Source organism: Brevundimonas sp. M1A4_2e (assembly GCF_053345555.1).
The window spans coordinates 74,538-93,613 of the sequence record NZ_JBKFAI010000003.1 but is presented as its reverse complement, the minus strand read 5'-3'; the positions used below and the strand labels follow the sequence as shown (position 1 = coordinate 93,613).

20 protein-coding genes are annotated in these 19,076 nt (G+C 68.4%); 15 read left to right on the top strand and 5 right to left on the bottom strand.

Annotated features, from left to right (window positions below):
• Positions 1-7 precede the first annotated feature (7 nt).
• Positions 8-2,143, top strand: coding sequence for a prolyl oligopeptidase family serine peptidase (locus ACLBV5_RS07435; RefSeq protein ID WP_447605283.1), 2,136 nt, complete (start codon positions 8-10; stop codon positions 2,141-2,143).
• A gap of 66 nt (positions 2,144-2,209) precedes the next feature.
• Positions 2,210-2,860, top strand: a complete 651-nt coding sequence (locus tag ACLBV5_RS07430) for an alpha/beta hydrolase fold domain-containing protein (RefSeq protein ID WP_447605282.1) — start codon at positions 2,210-2,212, stop codon at positions 2,858-2,860.
• Between the two features lie 4 nt (positions 2,861-2,864).
• Here ACLBV5_RS07430 and ACLBV5_RS07425 read toward each other — a convergent pair whose 3' ends face one another.
• Positions 2,865-3,392 carry an SRPBCC family protein gene (locus ACLBV5_RS07425; protein WP_134581809.1) on the bottom strand — a complete coding sequence of 176 codons (528 nt, stop codon included), beginning with the start codon at positions 3,390-3,392 and terminating at the stop codon, positions 2,865-2,867.
• Positions 3,393-3,501: 109 nt separating this feature from the next.
• Between ACLBV5_RS07425 and ACLBV5_RS07420 the strand changes: the two genes are divergently transcribed.
• The 4 genes from ACLBV5_RS07420 to ACLBV5_RS07405 all read left to right on the top strand — a co-directional run bounded on the left by ACLBV5_RS07420 (position 3,502) and on the right by ACLBV5_RS07405 (position 7,610).
• On the top strand, positions 3,502-4,947 hold the full coding sequence (locus ACLBV5_RS07420; protein WP_025978029.1) for an AMP nucleosidase: 1,446 nt from the start codon (positions 3,502-3,504) through the stop codon (positions 4,945-4,947).
• A 303-nt stretch (positions 4,948-5,250) separates the two neighbouring features.
• Positions 5,251-5,877 carry a hypothetical protein gene (locus ACLBV5_RS07415; protein ID WP_447605281.1) on the top strand — a complete coding sequence of 209 codons (627 nt, stop codon included), beginning with the start codon at positions 5,251-5,253 and terminating at the stop codon, positions 5,875-5,877.
• A 1-nt stretch (position 5,878) separates the two neighbouring features.
• A complete protein-coding gene (locus ACLBV5_RS07410; RefSeq protein WP_447605280.1) occupies positions 5,879-6,208 on the top strand; it encodes a winged helix-turn-helix domain-containing protein in 330 nt (109 codons plus the stop codon).
• A gap of 43 nt (positions 6,209-6,251) precedes the next feature.
• A complete protein-coding gene (locus ACLBV5_RS07405) occupies positions 6,252-7,610 on the top strand; it encodes an anthranilate synthase component I family protein (protein WP_447605279.1) in 1,359 nt (452 codons plus the stop codon).
• Position 7,611: 1 nt separating this feature from the next.
• Here the strand turns inward: ACLBV5_RS07405 and ACLBV5_RS07400 are convergent, their stop codons facing one another.
• From ACLBV5_RS07400 to ACLBV5_RS07390, 3 genes are read right to left on the bottom strand one after another with little or no spacing between them, the layout of a single operon-like run.
• Entirely contained in the window at positions 7,612-8,169 is a 558-nt protein-coding gene (locus ACLBV5_RS07400) for a TadE/TadG family type IV pilus assembly protein (protein ID WP_134581805.1), read from the bottom strand.
• Positions 8,166-8,696, bottom strand: a complete 531-nt coding sequence (locus ACLBV5_RS07395; RefSeq protein ID WP_025978034.1) for a TadE/TadG family type IV pilus assembly protein — start codon at positions 8,694-8,696, stop codon at positions 8,166-8,168. The genes ACLBV5_RS07400 and ACLBV5_RS07395 overlap by 4 nt, the downstream gene beginning before the upstream one ends.
• 13 nt (positions 8,697-8,709) lie before the next feature.
• Positions 8,710-9,120, bottom strand: a complete 411-nt coding sequence (locus ACLBV5_RS07390; RefSeq protein WP_447605278.1) for a pilus assembly protein N-terminal domain-containing protein — start codon at positions 9,118-9,120, stop codon at positions 8,710-8,712.
• A gap of 282 nt (positions 9,121-9,402) precedes the next feature.
• On the opposite strand from ACLBV5_RS07390, the gene ACLBV5_RS07385 reads away from it, so the two are divergent.
• The 9 genes from ACLBV5_RS07385 to ACLBV5_RS07345 all read left to right on the top strand — a co-directional run bounded on the left by ACLBV5_RS07385 (position 9,403) and on the right by ACLBV5_RS07345 (position 18,560).
• Positions 9,403-9,582, top strand: coding sequence for a Flp family type IVb pilin (locus ACLBV5_RS07385; protein WP_312444485.1), 180 nt, complete (start codon positions 9,403-9,405; stop codon positions 9,580-9,582).
• 118 nt (positions 9,583-9,700) lie between these two features.
• The gene (locus ACLBV5_RS07380; protein WP_447605277.1) at positions 9,701-10,213 is read left to right on the top strand and encodes an A24 family peptidase; all 513 of its coding nucleotides are present in this window, start codon (positions 9,701-9,703) and stop codon (positions 10,211-10,213) included.
• Between the two features lie 118 nt (positions 10,214-10,331).
• Complete coding sequence (gene cpaB / locus ACLBV5_RS07375) at positions 10,332-11,279, top strand: Flp pilus assembly protein CpaB (RefSeq protein ID WP_447605276.1); 948 nt, start codon at positions 10,332-10,334, stop codon at positions 11,277-11,279.
• 11 nt (positions 11,280-11,290) lie between these two features.
• Complete coding sequence (locus tag ACLBV5_RS07370; RefSeq protein WP_447605275.1) at positions 11,291-12,844, top strand: type II and III secretion system protein family protein; 1,554 nt, start codon at positions 11,291-11,293, stop codon at positions 12,842-12,844.
• A 5-nt stretch (positions 12,845-12,849) separates the two neighbouring features.
• On the top strand, positions 12,850-13,539 hold the full coding sequence (locus ACLBV5_RS07365) for a CpaD family pilus assembly protein (RefSeq protein WP_447605274.1): 690 nt from the start codon (positions 12,850-12,852) through the stop codon (positions 13,537-13,539).
• On the top strand, positions 13,536-14,987 hold the full coding sequence (locus tag ACLBV5_RS07360; protein WP_447605273.1) for an AAA family ATPase: 1,452 nt from the start codon (positions 13,536-13,538) through the stop codon (positions 14,985-14,987). Before ACLBV5_RS07365 ends, ACLBV5_RS07360 begins: the two co-directional genes overlap by 4 nt.
• The gene (locus ACLBV5_RS07355; RefSeq protein ID WP_447605272.1) at positions 14,988-16,562 is read left to right on the top strand and encodes an ATPase, T2SS/T4P/T4SS family; all 1,575 of its coding nucleotides are present in this window, start codon (positions 14,988-14,990) and stop codon (positions 16,560-16,562) included.
• A gap of 5 nt (positions 16,563-16,567) precedes the next feature.
• Positions 16,568-17,551 carry a type II secretion system F family protein gene (locus ACLBV5_RS07350; protein ID WP_278069972.1) on the top strand — a complete coding sequence of 328 codons (984 nt, stop codon included), beginning with the start codon at positions 16,568-16,570 and terminating at the stop codon, positions 17,549-17,551.
• A gap of 16 nt (positions 17,552-17,567) precedes the next feature.
• Positions 17,568-18,560, top strand: coding sequence for a type II secretion system F family protein (locus ACLBV5_RS07345; RefSeq protein WP_253121988.1), 993 nt, complete (start codon positions 17,568-17,570; stop codon positions 18,558-18,560).
• Between the two features lie 21 nt (positions 18,561-18,581).
• On the opposite strand, the gene ACLBV5_RS07340 is transcribed toward ACLBV5_RS07345, so the two are convergent.
• The gene (locus ACLBV5_RS07340) at positions 18,582-19,016 is read right to left on the bottom strand and encodes an SRPBCC domain-containing protein (RefSeq protein ID WP_025978045.1); all 435 of its coding nucleotides are present in this window, start codon (positions 19,014-19,016) and stop codon (positions 18,582-18,584) included.
• Positions 19,017-19,076: the final 60 nt, after the last annotated feature.

Here is a 19,076-nt window from a genome sequence, read left to right as displayed (position 1 = left end):
CGCCCGAATGCGCCGCCTGCCCCATCTCCTGTCCGGCCTCAGCGCCGCCGCCCTGCTGACCACCACGGCCCTGCCGGCCCTTGCCCTGCCGACGTGGGCCGAGGGAGCGCCCGCCGCTGCGGCGGCGGCCACGGCCCCCGCGACGACCCAGGCCCGCGCCGCCTTCACCTATCAGGACATGATCTCGGCCAACCGGCTGGGCGATCCGCAGGTGTCGCCGGACGGCGAGTGGGTGGTCTATTCGCTGACCCAGACGGATGTGGCGGCCAACAAACGGTCCAGCGCCCTCTACATGCTGGGCCTGAAGGGCGAGGCTCAGCCGCAGAAGCTGGCGATCTCCGAAGGCGGCGCCAACACCGCCCGTTGGGGCGCCGACGGCAAGCTGTATTTTCTGTCGAGCCGCTCCGGCTCAAGCCAGGTGTGGGTCTCGGCCGACAAGGGCGCGACGGCGACGCAGGTCACGGCCCTGCCGACCGACGTCAACGCCTATCGCATCAACGACGCGGGCGATGCGGTGGCCGTGTCGCTGGCCGTCTATCCGGACGCTGCGGACCTGAACGCCTCGGTCGCGCGCGGAAAGACCGAGGGCGAGAAGAAGTCGACCGGCCAGGTCTATGACCGCATGTTCGTGCGCCACTGGGATACGTGGAACGACCACACCCAGAACCACCTGTTCGTCCAGTCGATCGGCGCCGACGGCAAGGCGGGCGGCGAGCCGGTCTGGGTGACCAAGGGCTTCGACGGCGATACGCCCTCCAAGCCGTTCGGCGACGAGAGCGAGTTCACCTTCGCCCCGGACGGCCAGTCGCTGGTCTTCTCGGCGCGCAAGGCCGGGAACAGCGAGCCGTGGAGCACCAACTTCGACCTGTATCAGGTGGCCGTCTCGGCGCCGGGCCAACTGACCAATCTGACCGAGGCCAACCCGGCCTGGGACACCGGCCCGGTCTTCTCGCCGGACGGCCAGACGCTGGCTTACCGCGCCATGGCCCGTCCGGGGTTCGAGGCGGATAAGTATTCGATCTTCCTGCGCGACGTGGCCACCGGCCAGACGCGCCAGATCGCGGCCAACTGGGACCGTTCGGCCGACACCCTGCAGTGGTCGAAGGACGGCAAGACTCTGTACGCGACGGCGGGCGATGTCGGTCAGACCAAGCTGTTCGCCATCGACACGCGCAACGGCGTGGTCATGCCGCTGACGGGCGAAGGCCACGTGGGCGCCTTCGGCCAGACGCCCTCGGGCTTCGTCTTTGCGATGGACAGCCTGACCTCGCCCAGCGACCTCTACTTCAAGACCTGGCGCGGTCGCGAAATGCCGCGCCGCCTGACCGAGGTGAACCCGCAGCTGGCGACAAAAGCCTTCGGCGAGGCTGAGCAGTTCAGCTTCCCCGGCTGGAACGACGAGACGGTGCACGGTTACGTCATCAAGCCCGCCAACTATGTCGAGGGTCAGAAGTATCCGGTCGCCTTCCTGATCCACGGCGGTCCGCAAGGCTCGTTCGGCAACTCCTGGTCCTATCGCTGGAATCCTGAGACCTATGCGGGCGCCGGCTATGCGGTGGTGATGATCGATTTCCACGGCTCGACCGGCTACGGCCAGGAATTCACCGACGCCATCAGCCAGCACTGGGGCGACCGCCCGCTGGAAGACCTGCAGAAGGGCTGGGCCTTCGCCCAGTCGAAATATGACTTCCTGGACGGCGACAACGCCTGCGCCCTGGGCGCGTCCTACGGCGGCTATATGATCAACTGGATCGCCGGCAACTGGCCGGGCGAGTTCAAATGCCTGGTCAACCACGACGGCGTCTTCGACACCTTCGGCATGGGCTACGGCACCGAGGAGCTGTGGTTCACCGAGTGGGAATACGGCGGCACGCCGTGGGAAAACCCGCAGGGCTATCAGAAGTTCAACCCGGCCAACCACGTGCAGAACTGGCGTGATCCGATGCTGGTGGTCCAGGGCGATCTCGACTTCCGCATCCCGACCTCGCAGAGCCTGTCGACCTTCACCGCCCTGCAGCGGCGCGGGATCGAGAGCCGTCTGGTCTTCTTCCCCGACGAGAACCACTGGGTGCTGAAGCCCGCCAACAGCCTACAATGGCACAACGAAGTCTTCGGCTGGCTGGACAAGCATCTGGCCAAGTAAGGCTTGGCCTGACTTCGAGGGCGCGGTTCGTCAGGGCCGCGCCCTTTGTCTTTCGGGGGAGGATGCATGACGCGACGAGGGCTTCTGGCGCCGCTGCTGGCGACCGTGGCGACAGCCGCTTGCGCGCCGTTGATCAGGCAGGAGGCGATGCCGCCGGTTCCGCTGGGGCCGGCCGGCTGGCGCACGGCGCGCGCGGCCTATGGCGCCGATCCGCGTCAGACGCTGCGTTTCTATCGACCGGCGGCGGCGAGCCGCTTGCCCATCCTGATCCTGTTGCCGGACGGCGCGCCCGAAGCGGTGGACGAGCGGGCGGCGCGCGATCTGGCCGAGGGCGGCTTCATTGTGGTCCTGGCCGACCGACGCGAGGCGCCGGACAGTCCGCACCCGGCCTTCATTTCCGACGTGGCGGCGGCTGTTGCCTGGGCGGCGAAACGGGTCCAGGATCTCGGCGGCGATGCTGAACGCATCGGCGTTCTGGGCCTGGGCGAGGGCGGCCGGGCGGCTGTGATGCTGGCGCTGGACCGGCGCTATCTGGCGGCGGCTGGCGCGCCTGCCGCCTTGCGCGCGGCGGCGGCTCTGGGCGCGCCCGAACGGCCGGATGCGACCTTCACCGACCCCTCGGCCTATGCCGGCGCCTCTGATTCAGCCCCGGTCTGGCGCGGACGAGCGGGCGATCTGGCGGGGGCGGTCAGCTTCCTGCGCGGGGCGCTGGGGTAGGGCCTCAGTCGCCCGCTTCGACGCGCGTCTTGAGATTGGCCAGCTGCGCCGACAGCACGCCGTCGACCGGCGCGGCCCAGGCCTCCAGTCCCCCGCTGGCGTAGCCGCCGACCACATAGGTCCAGGTCAGGGTCGTTCCGTCGCCTTCCGGCTGAAGGCTGAATGTCAGGCCGCCCGCCGCGCCCTGCCCCTGCAACGGGCCGAGGCCGCCTTGCAGCACCAGTTTCGATCCCGGCTCGACCAGCACCGTTTCCAGATGACGCGAGACGCGGCCGTCCGCCGCTTGCTCGCACCAGCAGCCGCCGGGCGACAGGTCCAGCGACAGGGTCGAGGCCTTGAACCAGCGGTGGTCGCGGCTCCACCAGGTCTCGGGCGCGGTCAGCGTCGCCCAGACCCGCGCGGGCGGGGCGGCGATGGTGATGGCGCCGCCGACCTCGAAGCCGCCCGGGGCGGCTGACTTCACCTCGGCCGAGGCGGGCGCGGTGGCGGCCAGCAAGGCCGCGGCGACGAACGAAAACAGGCGTCGAACCATGGGAGTCCTCAGCCGGATCAGCAAGCGCGCGCCGGGGCGTTCGGTCAACTGTCATGTCGGCGTGTTTCCCCTGTCTCGCCAAGGTCACGGTTTTCCGCTAGAGGAAGCCATGACAGACAAGATGACCCCCCAGGCGGCGCTGGACCGCCTCGAAACCCTCTACAATCAATCCGTCGCCAATCTGCGTCAGGCCGTGAAGGTCTTTCTGGCGACTGGCGATCGCGCCGAACCCGAGGCCCGCGCGGCGGGCCTGTTCGCCTATCCCCGCCTGACGGTGACCTGGCACGGCGAGCGGCCGCAGAACCTGGAAACCCGCGCCTATGGCCGCCTGTCGTGGCCCGGCGTCTATTCCACCACCATCACCCGGCCCGACCTGTTCCGCGACTATCTGCTGGAGCAGCTGACCCTGCTGGCGACCGAATACGGCGCGACCTTCGCCGTGGAACCGTCGGATCAGGAAATCCCATTCCCCTATGTGCTGGACGGCTCGGACGTGGTGCTGGACCGCACCATGACGGCGGCCATCGCCCGCTGGTTCCCGACGACGGAACTGGCCCACATCGGCGACGAGGTGTCCGACGGCCTGTGGGAGCCGGGCGAAGAGCATCCGCTGGCCCAGTTCGACGCCCTGCGCACCGACTTCTCGCTGGCGCGGCTGCGGCACTATACCGGCACCCCGGTCGAGGACGTGCAGAGCTTCATCCTCTTCACCAACTACAACCGCTACGTCGACGAGTTCGTGCGCTGGGCCACGACCCAGATCGCCGATCCCGACAGCCCTTATGAGGCCCTGTCCTGCGCCGGCGGCGTGGTGGTGACGCGCGCCACCGACGATCCGGAGGCGGCCATCATGGACGCCGCCTGGCGCAAGCATCAGATGCCCGCCTATCACCTGACGCGGCCGGACGGTCAGGGCATCACCCTGGTCAACATCGGCGTCGGCCCGTCCAACGCCAAGACCATCTGCGACCACCTGGCGGTCATGCGGCCCCACGCCTGGATGATGATCGGCCACTGCGGCGGCCTGCGCGGCAGCCAGACCATCGGCGACTATGTCCTGGCCCACGCCTATCTGCGCGACGACCATGTGCTGGACGCTGTCCTGCCCGCCGATATCCCCATCCCCAACATCGCCGAAGTGCAGCGCGCCCTCTATGACGCGACCAAGCTGGTCTCGGGCGCGCCGGGCGAAGAGGTGAAGAAGCGTCTGCGCACCGGCACCGTGGTCACCACCGACGACCGCAACTGGGAGTTGCGCTATTCCAAGTCGGCCCTGCGCTTCAACCAAAGCCGCGCCGTCGCCATCGACATGGAAAGCGCCACCATCGCCGCCCAGGGCTATCGCTTCCGCGTGCCCTACGGGACGCTGCTGTGCGTGTCGGACAAGCCGCTGCACGGCGAGATCAAGCTGCCGGGCCAGGCCAACCGCTTCTACGAGGGCTCGATATCGGAGCACCTGCAGATCGGCATTCAGGCGGTGGAACTGCTGCGGGCGGAGGGCGCGCGCCTTCACTCCCGCAAGCTGCGCGCCTTCGACGAGCCGCCTTTCCGGTAAGGGCGCTATCGCGCGCGACGCGGTCGCGCTGCTTGGGCCCAGGCGCGACGCCTCTCCCTCCCCGTCCCGGGGAGGGTGGTCGCGAAGCGACCGGGTGGGGAGGGCTTGGTGATACGGAGCGCAGGGTCGACGCGGGCGGGTCGGCGCTTGATTTGCCTTGCCGCCCCCACCCGGTTTCGCCTTTCAGGCTCAACCACCCTCCCCGGGACGGGGAGGGAGAGGGGCTGTGTCCGCTTTTAAGAAAGAACTTTACAACATAAAGTCATTGGCTCATCTTCTGCTCAACAGGCAGGGAGAGACGCCATGACCCGCGACCAGGTTCAATCCGTTCACGACGACATCGCCTATATGAAGGCCCTGGCCCAGGAAGGGCGGCAGGCGCCGCTGCTGGGCGGGCGCATACTCGTCACCGCTGGACTGGTGTTCGGCGTGGCGGCGGTCATCCACTACGCCATCAACAGCGGGCTGATAGACATGGCGCCGGTCGCTTATCTGATCCTGTGGGGCTCGGCCATGGTGATCTTCTTCGGCGCCCTGATCGTCGAGATCCGGCGTTGCGAGGGCAGGCCGGGCGCGCAGTCGGCGGGCAACCGCGCCGCCAGCGCCGGCTGGATGGGCGCAGGCCTGGGCATCTTCGTCATGTCCCTGGCGATGGGGGTGATCGGCTGGAAGACCCAAAGCGACGCGGTCGCCATGATCTTTCCGTCGCTGATCTTCGCCCTTTACGGCTCGGGTTGGGCGGTGTCGGCGACGATGGGTGGGCAGAAGTGGCAGTGGTATCTCGCGATCGGATGCTGGATCGCCACGCCGTTGATCGCCTTTCTGATCGGCAGCCCTGTGATGTGGCTGGGTTATGCGGCGGGCCTGTTTCTGTTCGCCCTCGTTCCCGGCCTGATGCTGATGCGCCAGGAACCGACGGAGGTGGTCTGACATGACCGCTTCTGAGCCAACGCCCGATGCGGCCGACGATTTCGACATCGGCCGCATCGACGAGGTGATCCACGGCCGGGTGCGCCTGGGGATCATGGCCTATCTGTCGGGCGTGGAGAGCGCCGAGTTCGGGGAGCTGAAGGCCCGCCTGCAGACCACGGACGGCAATCTGTCGGTGCATTTGCGCAAGCTGGAGGAGGCGGGCTTTGTCGCGGTGTCCAAGAGCTTTCAGGGCCGCAAGCCCCTGACGCGCGCCAGCATGACGACGGCGGGCCGCGACGCCTTTCTCGCCTATCTGGACGCGATGTCAGCCCTGGTGGCGGTACGCTGAGGGCGGCTGGCGTCGGGGCGCGAACCGTCTATGGAAGACGGTCATGAGCGAGCGCCTTTCATCACCTGATACTGGCGGCCAAGGGGCGCTATCGGCGCTGGCTGTGGAGCCGTGCGGCTGGGTCGATCCGGTGGCGGTCGCGGCGGGCATCCACCGGCGCGAAGGGGCGCTGGGGCTGATCGCCGGGGCCGATGATCCCACCGCGCATGGCGGGCGGATGTCCTTCGTCGCCTGCGAGCCGGACCTGTGCGTGATCGGGCCGGTCAGGGACGCTGCGCCGTTCCAGGCTCTGCGGAATCCGGCTTTCGCGGGCGGCGGGGTCGTCGGCTTGATGAGTTACGACGCCGGGGCGCGCCCGGCGACGCGCGATCGGGGCGGGGATTGGCCCGATCTGATGCTGGCCCGCTATCCGGCCCTGCTGGCCTTCGATCACCAGACGAAAGAGGTGCGCGCCGTGGGGCGGGGGCGCACCGCGGCGCAGGCGCGCGAACAGGCGCGCCGGGCGGCGGCCTGGCTGACGCTGGCGCAGACGCCGGGAACGCCGTCGGCCCCGGCTTCGGCCTTTGAGGGCGAGGCGGCGCCCGACGTTTATGAGGCCGCCGTCGCGGATGTCGTGGCGCGCATCGCGGCGGGCGAGCTGTTTCAGGCCAACATCGCCCGCGCCTGGTCGGGCAGGCTGGAGCCGGGAGGCGACCCGTTCGATGTCTTTGTGCGGCTGTCGGCGCGGCGCGGCGCGGCCTACGGCGCCTTCTGGCGGCTGGGCGATCGGGCGATCGTGTCCAACTCGCCGGAACTCTTCCTGACCTTCGACGAGGCGAGCAGGCGGGTCGAGGCCCGGCCGATCAAGGGGACGCGGCCGCGCGATTTCGATCCGGAGCGTGACGACGCCCTGGCGGCTGAACTGACCGCCAGCGCCAAGGACCGGGCCGAGAATCTGATGATCGTCGATCTGATGCGCAACGACCTGGCGCGGGCGGCGAGGCCGGGCACGGTTCGGGTCGAGGGGCTGTTCGAGCTGGAGCGCCACCCGACGGTGCATCATCTGGTCTCGACCCTCAGCGCCGAGGCCGCCGCAGGGTTCGGTCCGGCCGATGTGCTGGAGGCGGCCTTTCCCCCTGGCTCGATCACCGGGGCCCCCAAGCATCAGGCCATGAAGGTGATCGCGGCGCATGAACCGCCGCGCGGGCCGTGGTGCGGTTCGCTGTTCGGCTGGGGGCTGGCGGGCGAGCTCCGGCTGACGGCGTCGGTGCTGATCCGCACGGCGGCTTTCGTTCAGGGTGAGAAGGGCTGGCGCTGGCGCGCTCAGGCCGGGGCGGGCATTGTCGCCGACAGCGACCCGCGCGCCGAGCGGCTGGAGACCGAGGCCAAGATCCTGGCCTTGAAGCAGGCCCTAACGGGGTAGGTCAGCAGTCGGTGCAGACGACGCGGTCAACGGTGCGCGGCCGCAGGAAATAACGGCGCGACAGGGCGACCGGCTTGGGCAGGACGGCGGCGAACGGCGACCTGTAGATATACTGGGTCTCGCCCATGATCACCGTCTGCTCCTTCTCGACCACGTCGGGCGGCAAATCGGTGACGGGATCGCCGCGCTGTAGAGGCGACAGCGCCTTGCCGTTGCCGTGGCTCCACTCGATTGTCGCGACGCCCCTGGCGTCGACGGAGATGCTGGTGGTGCGGATGGACAGTTCGGCGGCGGGGAAGGGGCGCATGATCAGGCCGCCGACGGCGTAGATGGCGTCGATCCCGGCCCGATTGGTTCTTTCGCTCTGGGCGACCAGGTCCGACACGACCGAGGCGGCGTGACTGGCGCGGCGCTGGGCCATGAAGCCCTGGCTGAACTCGACCAGGCCGAAATAGAGCAGGATCATCACCGGCGCGATCAGGGCGAACTCGATCGCCGTGGCGCCGTCCCGGTCGCCGGGCAGGCGGCGCAGGGGCCGCAAACGCAGGCGCCGGTTCATTGATAGGGCTCGTTGCGGAAGGCCAGGGTGGTGGTCAGCATCACCCGCCCGTCCTTGGTGCGCGCCACCGCCTGGGCGATCATCGGCGTGACGATCGGCTGTTCATACCAGACCCGCACGAGCACGCGCTGGCCGGGGCCGCCGGGTTCGAACTTCAGGCCGGTGGGGTCGAACTGGTCGCCGCTGGTCGGGTCCGGCGGGGCCTTGCTCGGATCGGTCAGGGAAAAGTCGTCCAGCACGCGCACGTCGATGAAGGCGCGGCGGCCGCAGTCGCCGGAAAACATGCTCATCTCGGCGCAGAACTTGTCCTTGAACTGCTCGGGCGTCAGTTCCTGCGTCTGGGCCTGCCCGGTGCGCACCTGGCGGGCGGCGTCCGAGGCGGCGGTCTCGACCAGGGCGTCGACCAGCAGCATCAGGCCGATCTCCAATATGCCGAACAGCAACAGGAAGAAGGGCAGGGCGACCAAGCCGAACTCGATGGCGTTCGAGCCTTCGCGTCGTTTCCGGTCGTGGGGGCGCCGCGCCAAGGCCCGGCCTTTCTTAAGAGCCGCGGCCGGCGGGGGCCGGGGCGCAGGTCGCGCCGCAGGTCACTTCGGTCGTCTCGCGTCCGCGCCAGACCCGCACCGTCCCGGCGCTGCTGGGCGCCACCACGATCTGGCGCTGGAACAGGGGGCGGCCCAGACCGTCCACGGCGACGACTTCGGTCACGCCATAGGCCTTGCCGGTGATGAACAGGGTGCGGGCGTCGGTGACGGCGACGTCGGCGATGGCCGGGTTGGCGACGATGACGGACCCGGCGGCGGCGCCCAGCTGGACGCGCGTCGCCTGATGGATCGGCACTTCCAGTTGACGGTTCTGGGCCGTCGCCGCCGTCGCGCCCAGAACGATCGGCACGCCGACGCACAGCAGGCGGATCAGGTTCGCCCTGTTGGGCCTGGCCGATGCCGTCATGTCGGAACCTCCGAAGTCAAAAGAACGGGCGCGCGCGACGCCGCGCGTGAACTGTCGCGCGCAAAGGTCAAGATTTCCTGAAATTGCTGCGTCCGCCGATCCTGTGATGAGATCATAGTAAACAAGCAAGTAACCATCATATTCGTATTAGAGGCCGGCGGCTTTTACTCGCCCTTAATCCGCAACGCGGCATGGTCAGCGGGCAAACGGGGGTCAAGCGGGCAAAACCGGTGACCCTGGATGGTGGAACTGTTGCTCGCTTAGAACAAAGGAAGACAAATCATGCGTAACTTCATTAATCGCTTCGCCAAGGACGAATCCGGCGCCACGGCCATCGAATACGGCCTGATCGCCGCCCTGATCTCGGTGGTCATCATCGGCGCGCTCGTCGCCATTGGTCCCAAGGTCAAGGGCATGTTCGAGAAGGTCGACACTGAGCTGGAAGGCGCCGTCGAAGAGTAAGCTTTCAAAAGTCCAAGTTGAACGGCCGGGGTGCAAGCTCCGGCCGTTTTCTTGCGCCAGCACCGAGGCGGATCTTAAAGGAAACCGAGTTTTAAAGACTCTAGGTCAGGCTAGCGGCATGGATCAGCTCTCCTTCGTCCTACTCGCCGTCCTGCCGGTGCTCGCCGTCGTCGCGGCCCTGCACGACCTGACGACGATGAAGATTCCGAACTGGATCTCGATTGCGCTCGTCGTCGGCTTCTTTCCAGCGGCGCTGGCGCTGGGCCTGCCTTTGAGCGTGGTGGGCGTCTGCGCCGGAATGGCGCTGGCGGGCCTTTTTATCGGCGCTGGGATGTTCGCCCTGAACTGGATCGGCGGGGGAGACGCCAAACTGCTGGCGGCGGCGACCCTGTGGATGGGGTTGTCGGGCACGCTGTATTTTCTGCTCTTCACCGGGCTAGCCGGCGGAGCCTTCTGCATGCTGCTGCTGACGGCGCGCAGTCGCCTGCCCATCCTGGCCCAGACGGGACCGGGCTGGATGATGCGGCTGATGCAGCCCAAGGGCGACATTCCCTATGGCGTCGCCATCGCCATCGGGGCCCTGTTGGCCTATCCCGAAAGTCCGCTGATGGCCGCCTTCATCGCCGGCTGATCTGCGTTCGCCAAGGCCTGTCCCGCTTAGGGACGCGTTAACCTCGATCCGTCATCATTGTTAACGGCAGGGGGCGGCCCGCGCGCTATCGCGTCGTCGCGTCTGCCGGAGACCGTCGATGAAGCCCGCCAAAATCGCCGTCATCTGCATCGCCGCCCTGGCCGCTGTCGGCCTGGCGCTGGTGGTGCGCGCCATGGGTTCGTCCGGCGCAGAGCCGGCGACGGCCTCGGCCGCCGTCAAGGCGCGGCCGATGGCCAAGGTTCTGGTCGCCGCGCGCGATCTGGAGCCGGGCCGACGCCTGGCCGACGCGGACCTGAGCTGGAAGGACTGGCCGACCGAGGAGCTGAATCCGCTCTTCATCACCGACGGCTCGACCCCGCCGCCCGCCAAGTCCGAAGGCGCCGCCGCCGAGAACGCCGCCGTCGACGCCAAGGGCGAACCGAGCCGTGAGCAGGCGCGCGACCAGGCGGTCGAGCGCGCCCTGAAGGCCGCCGCTGAATTGAACGGTCCGGGCGCCAAGTCCGACTATATCGGCGCCGTGGTGCGCGAACCCATTCTGGCGGGCGAGCCGATCGTGGCGCGCAAGATCGTTCGCGCCGGGGACAGCGGCTATATGGCCGCCTATCTGGAGCCGGGCACGCGCGCCATGGCCATCCGCGTCAATGTCGAGACCGCCGCCGGGGGCTTCATCCTGCCCGGCGACCGGGTGGACGTGCTGATGACGCGCGAGATCAAGAACAACGACAGCGGCGCCGGGCCGCGCTTCACGACGGCGACGATCATGCGCAACATGAAGGTCCTGGCCATCGACCAGACCACCCGCGCCGCCGAGGACGAAAAGGCCGTCGTCGGCGCCACCGCCACCCTGGCCGTCAGCGAACGCGACGCCGAGCTTCTGGCCCTGGCGCGGTCCGAGGGGGATCTGTCGCTGGTGCTGCGCTCCTATGCCGATACGGCGGGACCGTCCGGCCACGTTCCGGGCGCGGTGCGGCGCGGCGGCGAGCGAACGGGCGCGGTGGTGAAGGTCTATCGCGGCGGCGACGCGCAGGAAGTGCCGACGCCATGAGGATTTCGCGCATGAACCGTTTCGCCGTCGCCGCCAGCGTGGCTGTTCTTGCCCTTGGCGGGGCGGGCGCGCCGATGGATCAGGCGGGCGCCCAGACGACGCGCGCCGCCATCACGGCCGGCTCGGCGCCGCAGCTGGTCAACCTGCCGCGCGGGACCTCCTTTGCGGTCGACCTGCCGTCTGATGCGCGCGACGTCATCATCTCCAACCCGCGCGTGGCCGAGGCCATGCTGCATTCGCCGCGCCGCATCACCATGATCGGCCTGGAGGGGGGCGAGACGGACGCCGTGTTCCTGGATGGCTCCGGCCGCACCATTCTGGCGCTGCGCGTGCGGGTGGACGCGGGCGTCAGCGCCCTGCAGGACACGCTGAACCGCATCGCGCCCGGTTCGGATCTGCGGGCCGAAGCGGTCAACGACAGCATCATCCTGACCGGTCTCGCCGCCAGTCCGGCCGACGCCGACCGCGCCGCCCAGGTGGCCCGCGCCTTCGTCAGCGCCCCCGAGAAGGTCATGAACATGATCTCGGTCGCCGGTTCGGACCAGGTGACGCTGAAGGTCCGGGTCGTCGAGGTGCAGCGCAACGTCATCAAGCAGCTGGGCTTCGACACCCAGGCCGTGATCGGCCGTGTCGGCGACACCCAGTGGCTGCTGGGCAATAACGCCACCTGGGGCGTCAACGGTTCGCTGCTGGGCGGGCTGGCGGGCGGGATTGCGCGCGACACGACCAAGAACTTCCAGATGGAGGGGCCGTGCCTCGGGCCGGGGTGGCCGGAAGGCGCCCTATGCCCGGTCATCGTCGATGGCAGTCCGGGCGATCCTTCCAACTGGGAAACCGCACAGCCGGGCACGGGTCCTGGCTCAGACGGCCTCAACAAAGGCTCGGCGACGCTGAAGGCGTTCGAGCGCGTCGGCCTGGTCCGCACCCTGGCGGAGCCCAACCTGACCTCGGTCAACGGCGAGGCCGCCAGCTTCCTGGCGGGCGGCGAGTTTCCTGTGCCCACCGGCCGCGACCGCGACGGGCAGATCACCGTGCAGTACAAACCCTATGGCGTGGCGCTGGGCTTCCGCCCGGTCGTCCTGTCCGAAGGGCGCATCAGCCTGCAGGTCAAGGTCGAGGTGTCGGAGCTGACGCCCAGCGGCGGCCTGACCATCGGCGCCGGCACGCCGTCGTCGATCACCCTGCCGGGCCTGACCGTCCGGCGCAGCGAAAACACGGTCGAACTGCCTTCGGGCGGGTCGATGATGATCGCGGGCCTGTTGCAGGAAAGCACGCGACAGGCGGTGGATTCCCTGCCGGGCATGACGAACATTCCGGTGCTGGGGCAGTTGTTCCGCTCGCGCGACTATCTGATGGGCGAGACCGAACTGGTGGTCATCGTCGAGCCCTATGTCGTCACGCCGACGGCGCCGGGGCGGATGCAGACGCCGGCCGACGGCCTGCGCATCGCCCATGACGCCCAGACCATCTTCTTCGGCCAGTTGAATCAGGTCTACGGCTCGCCAGCGCCGACCGCCCAGGCGGGCGCCGGATGGCGCGGCCCCGTCGGCTATGTGATCGAGTGAACGCCATGACCCGACCCATTTCGCGGTATCTCGCCCTGATCTCCCTGACGGCGGGCGGATTGGTCCTGTCGGCCTGCGTCGGCGGCCCGGCGAGCCTGGGCGGCGAGCCGCCGCTGACGCCCACCTCGCGCTACTCGCTCCAGGTCGAGCCGGGGCTGGAGCGCATCGCCCTGGCGGTGCATGAGACGGGCGTATCGGCCAATCAGCGCGCGGCCCTGGGCGATCTGGTCAACCGCTTCGCCATGGAGGGGGCGCCGGTCCTGGTCATCGAGGCTCCGTCCGGCGGCGATCCGGTGGCGGCCGAGGCGGCTTGGGGCGTTCGGGCGATCCTGCAACAGGCGGGCGTGCCGGAGAACCGCATCCAGGTCGCGGCCTATGTCGCGCCTGATCCGCGCGCGCCGGTGCTGGTCGGGTTCGAGACCGTCCGGGCGGTGGTGCCTCAGTGCGGGACGCAATGGGGCAATCTGGGCCGCAGCGGCGACAATCAGTCCGCCTCCAACTTCGGCTGCGCCGTCAACGCCAACTTGGCCGCCCAGATCGCGGATGCGCGCGACATCGTGGCGCCGCGCGGCATGACGCCGTCCGAGGCCGGGCGACGCGCGGTGGTGTTCGACGCCTATCGCAAGGGAAGCGCGACCTCGGCGGCGCGCGAACCCCTGCTGTCGCAAATGCGCATCTCACAGGCCATTCAATGAGCAAGCTGGCCGATACCCATTCGAGCGGGTTCGACGCCCTGGACGGTTTTGATCTGGACGACGAGTTTCTGGATCTTGATGACGGTCGGCCCGGCCCGCCGCTGACGCCCCCGCCCGCCGCCGCGCCGACGTCCGCCCCTGCGGAAGCCGCGTTCGTGGAGGCGGCGCCGCCCCCCGTTGCGGCGCCCTCGACCCTCAGCCTGGTGAGCGGGGCGGTGGAAGTCGCCATTCCGCGCATCGCGGTTCATGTCTTCGCCGAGCGTCAGGACACGGCGGCCGCCGGCGAGCGCGCCGGTCAGGACCGCCGCATGGCCCGCGCCGCCACCCAGATCCGTCTGGGCGGGGTGCAGGCGGCCATCGAGGCCTATCAGCACGAGCCGACGCCGCCCCTGGTGATCGTTGAAAGCCTGAAGGACCCGCAGAGCCTGCTGGCCGAGATCGACCAACTGGCCCAGGTCTGCGATTCCGGAACCAAGGTCGTCATCATCGGCGCCGCCAACGACATCCTGCTGTATCGCGAACTGATGCGGCGCGGCGTCAGCGAATATCTGGTGGCGCCGATCCAGCCGTTGCAGCTGATCGCGGCGATCGGCGGCCTGTTCGCCGATCCGGCCCAGCCCTTCGTTGGCCGCACCATCGCCTTCGTCGGCGCGCGCGGCGGCGCCGGGGCCTCGGCCGTGGCGCACAACACCGCCTATGCGATGAGCGAGAGGATCGGCGTCAACACCGTCATCGTCGACTATGATCTGCCGTTCGGCACCGCCGGGCTGGACTTCAATCAGGACCCGCTGGGCGGGGTCGCCGACGCCCTGAAGCAACCGGAGCGTCTGGACGCCACCCTGCTGGACCGGATGACGGTGCGCTGCACCGACAAGCTGAGCCTGCTGGCGGCGCCCGCCACACTGGACGCCGACTGGGACTTCAGCCCGGACGTGTTCGAGGAAGTCACGGGGCGGATCCGCGCCACGGCGCCCTTCGTCGTGCTGGACCTGCCGCACCTGTGGTCGGGCTGGATGCGGCGGGCGCTGATTTCAGCGGACGAGGTGGTGGTGGTGGCGACGCCGGACCTGGCCTCGCTGCGCAACGCCAAGAACATGATCGACCTGATCAAACAGGGGCGGCCCAACGATGCGCCGCCGCGTCTGGTGCTGAACCAGGTCGGCCTGCCCGGACGGCCCGAGATCCCGGTCAAGGATTTCGGCGCGGCGCTGGGGGTGCATCCCAGCCTGATCATCCCGTTCGACGCCAAGGTGTTCGGCACGGCGGCCAACAACGGCCAGATGATCATCGACTCGGCGGCCAAGACCAAGCCGGCCGAGGCGTTCGAGACCCTGGCTCAGATCGTGTCTCATCGCGAGCTGCCGGTTGCAGGGGGTCAGACGCGGGCCAAGGCTGCGGCGGGCGGTTCGTCGCTGTTCGCCGGTCTGTTCAGCCGGAAGCGGGCCTAGGTGTTCGGCAAGCGGACAGCTCCGGCGGCGGCCCAGACGGTCACGCGTCCGGCGGCCGCGCCTGACCCTGGCCTTGAGAAGGCCGCGTCCCGCCGTCCGACGTTGGAGCCGGTCGACGCCTTCTCGCCTGAGGAGCTGGACCCGCTGACGCCGACGACGCCCAAGCGTCCTGATCCTTTCGAACACGCGCTGGGACAGTCGGATCAGCCGCGTGCGGCTGCGGGCGGCGTCGGGCCGCGCGCCACCGCCGGTCTGGCTCAGTTGAAGAACGCCCAGGCGGTCGCCGAGATCGTTCGCGAGCAGAGCGACTATTACCACGCGACGAAGACGACCATCTTCAACGCCCTGATGAACACCATCGACCTGGCCCAGCTGGCGCAGCTGGACCAGAAGGCGGCGTCCGAGGAAATCCGCGACATCGTCTCCGAACTGGTGGCGATCAAGAACGTCTCCATGTCGGTGGCCGAGCAGGAGCATCTGGTCCAGGACATCCTGAACGATGTGCTGGGGTATGGCCCGCTGGAGCCGCTGCTGGCGCGCGACGACATCGCCGACATCATGGTCAATGGGGCAGGGCGCGTCTTCATCGAGGTCGGCGGCAAGGTGCAGCTGACCAACGTCCGTTTCCGCGACAACACCCAGCTGATGAACATCTGTCAGCGGATCGTGTCGCAGGTCGGTCGCCGCGTCGACGAAGCCAGCCCCATCTGCGACGCCCGCCTGCCCGACGGCAGCCGCGTCAACGTCATCGCCCCGCCCCTGGCCATCGACGGGCCGACGCTGACGATCCGGAAGTTCAAGAAGGACAAGCTGACGATGCGCAATCTGGTGGAGTTCGCCTCCATCAGTCCCGAGGGCGCGCGCGTCCTGGGCGTCATCGGCGCTTCGCGATGCAATCTGGTGATTTCGGGGGGCACGGGCTCGGGCAAGACCACCCTGCTGAACACCCTGACGGCCTTCATCGACCCGACCGAGCGCGTCATCACCTGCGAGGACGCCGCCGAGCTGCAGCTGCAGCAGCCGCACGTCGTGCGCCTTGAGACCCGCCCGCCGAACCTGGAGGGCCAGGGCCAGATCACCATGCGCGACCTGGTCAAGAACTGCCTGCGGATGCGCCCCGAACGCATCATCGTCGGCGAGGTGCGCGGGCCCGAGGCCTTCGACCTGCTGCAGGCCATGAACACCGGCCACGACGGCTCGATGGGCACGCTGCACGCCAACAGTCCGCGCGAGGCGATCAGCCGTCTGGAATCCATGATCACCATGGGCGGCTACGGCCTGCCGTCCAAGACCATCCGCGAGATGATCGTCGGCTCGATCGACGTCATCGTCCAGGCCGCGCGCCTGCGCGACGGGAGCCGGCGCATCACCCACATCACCGAGGTGGTAGGGCTGGAAGGCGACGTCATCGTCACTCAGGACCTGTTCGTCTACGACATCACCGGCGAGGACGCGCACGGCAAGATCACCGGGCGCCACCGCTCGACCGGCATCGCCCGCCCGCGCTTCTGGGACCGCGCCCGCTACTACGGGCTGGAGCGCGAACTGGCCGAGGCCCTGGACGCGGCGGAGTAGGGCGGATGCTGCTTCCCGTGCTTGCGGCGGTTCTGGCCTTCATCACCATCGGCGGCGTCGGCTGGGTGCTGGTCGGCGGCGACGATTCCTCGGGTCAGGCGGTCAAGCGCGCCAAGGTTCTGGCGACCAGCCGCACCGAGTCGGTGGCGGCGGCCAAGCGGGCGGCTGTAGCCAATACGCCCGAGGCCCGACGCAAGCAGATCATGGTCCAGTTGCGCGAGGTCGATCGCCGCGAGCGCAAGGCGCGCATGACCACCAGCGCCAAGCTGAAGCAGGCGGGGCTTGAACTATCGCTGCGGACCTTTGTCGTCATCAGCGTAGTGATGGGGCTGATCGGCGCCCTTCTGGCCTTTGTCCTGGGCGGCAACATCCTCATCGTGCTGGGCGTCGGGATCGCCATGGGGCTGGGCCTGCCGCGCTGGGTCGTGAACATGAAGGCCAAGGCGCGGATGAAGAAGTTCTCCCTGGCCTTTCCCGACGCGGTCGACGTGCTGGTGCGCGGCATCAAGACCGGCCTGCCTGTCCATGACTGTTTCAAGGTCATCGCCCGCGAAAGCCCTGAACCTCTGGCGGGCGAGTTCCGCCTGCTGGTCGAGGGGATGGGCGTGGGGCTGACGCTCGCCGACGCCCTGGACAAGATGTACATGCGGATGCCGACGCCGGAGCTGAAGTTCTTCGCCATCGTCATCGCCATTCAGCAGAAGTCCGGCGGCAACCTGGCGGAAGCCCTGAGCAACCTGACCTCGGTGCTGCGCGCCCGGCGGATGATGGGCGAGAAGATCAAGGCCATGTCGTCCGAAGCCGTGGCCTCGGCGGCCATCATCGGCTCCCTGCCGCCGGTGGTGATGATCATGGTGACCCTGACCAGCCCCAGCTACATGATGCTGCTGTTCACCGACGTGCGCGGCCACGTGATGCTGCTGGGCGCAGTGTTGTGGATGGCCACTGGCGTCTTCGTGATGAAGCGCATGATCAACTTCAAGTTCTGAGGAAGGGGCCAGGACCGTGAACGCCTTCATGCGCTTCATCACCGATCCGCAGAACCTGCTGAGCATCGGCGTGGGCGTGGCCGTTTTCGCCAGCGTCCTGACGCTGCTGTCGTCCTTCGTCGGCGGCGGGCCGCGGCTGGACAAGCGAATGAAGGCGGTGGCCGAACGCCGCGAGGAACTGCGCCGTCGTTCGCGTCAGGCCCTGCGCGGCGGCGGGAGCGAGACGGGCGGCGGGCTGCGTCGCACCGACGACAGTTTCCGCAGCCGGGTCGTGGCGCGACTGAATCTGGTCAAGCTGCTGGAAGACCCTAAGGTCGCCGAAAACATGACCCAGGCCGGCTTTCGCGGGCCAAGGCCGCTGAACACCTTCTACTTCTTCCGCTTCGCCCTGCCGTTCATCCTGATGGCGTTGACGGCCTTTTATCTGTTCGTGGTGATCAAGCCGGACCTGCCGGGCTTCACCCTGTTTTCTTTTGTGATTCTGGCGGCGGGCGTCGGCTTCTATGCGCCGAACATCTATCTGAAGAACATGATCGACAAGCGGCGTCAGTCGATCGTCGCGGCCTTCCCCGACTCGCTGGACCTGCTGCTGATCTGCGTCGAGTCGGGCATGTCCATCGAGGCGGCGATCCAGAAGGTCAGTCAGGAAGTCGGCGGCCAGTCGATCGAACTGGCCGAGGAGCTGTCCCTGCTGTCGGCCGAGCTGAGCTATCTGCCCGAGCGGCGCCTGGCCTATGAGGGCATGGCCAAGCGGACGCAGCATCCGGGCATCCGCGCCGTGGCCACGGCCATGACCCAGGCCGAGACCTACGGCACGCCTCTGGGCAGCGCCCTGCGGGTGATGGCCAAGGAAAACCGCGACCTGCGCCTGGCCGCCGCCGAGAAAAAGGCGGCGGCGCTTCCGGCCAAGCTGACCGTGCCGATGATCCTGTTCTTCCTGCCGGTGCTGTTCGTCGTCATCCTGGGACCGGCGATCATCAACATCACCGATACGATCAAGGGCGGCTGACGGCTCTGCCGGGAGGCGACGTCAGCCCTGTTCGGCGATCTGTTTCAGCTTCTCGCTGATGGCCTCATAGGCCGGACGGATGCGGGCGCGATGCTTGTCGTGGAACAGTTCGGCCCGCAGCCCGGTGAAGACCATGCCGTGCGAGACGATGCAGGCGCCGCGATCCAGCTCCTCGATTTCATAGTAGCGCAGGGTGCGGAACAGAAAGCCGCGACGCTCGACCCAGACCAACTGGGCGTTGGGCTCCCACTCGCCCAGATGCGCCTGCACCTGGCGCTCGCCCAGATCCGGCAGGCGTTCGGTCAGGCTGATCGGCGCGCCATAGCCAAGAGCTCCCTGAACCTTGACCTCATGCGGATTCCAGCGCTCCCAGCCGCCGAAGTCCGTCAGCACGTCCCAGAGGCGTTCGGCCGTCGCGCGCACGCCGATGCGGTGTTCGATGCGGATCGTTTCCATGCGCTCCCTGTGACATGGGTTTTGCCGTTTAGGAAGACGGCGCGGCCCTGAGCTTCCAGT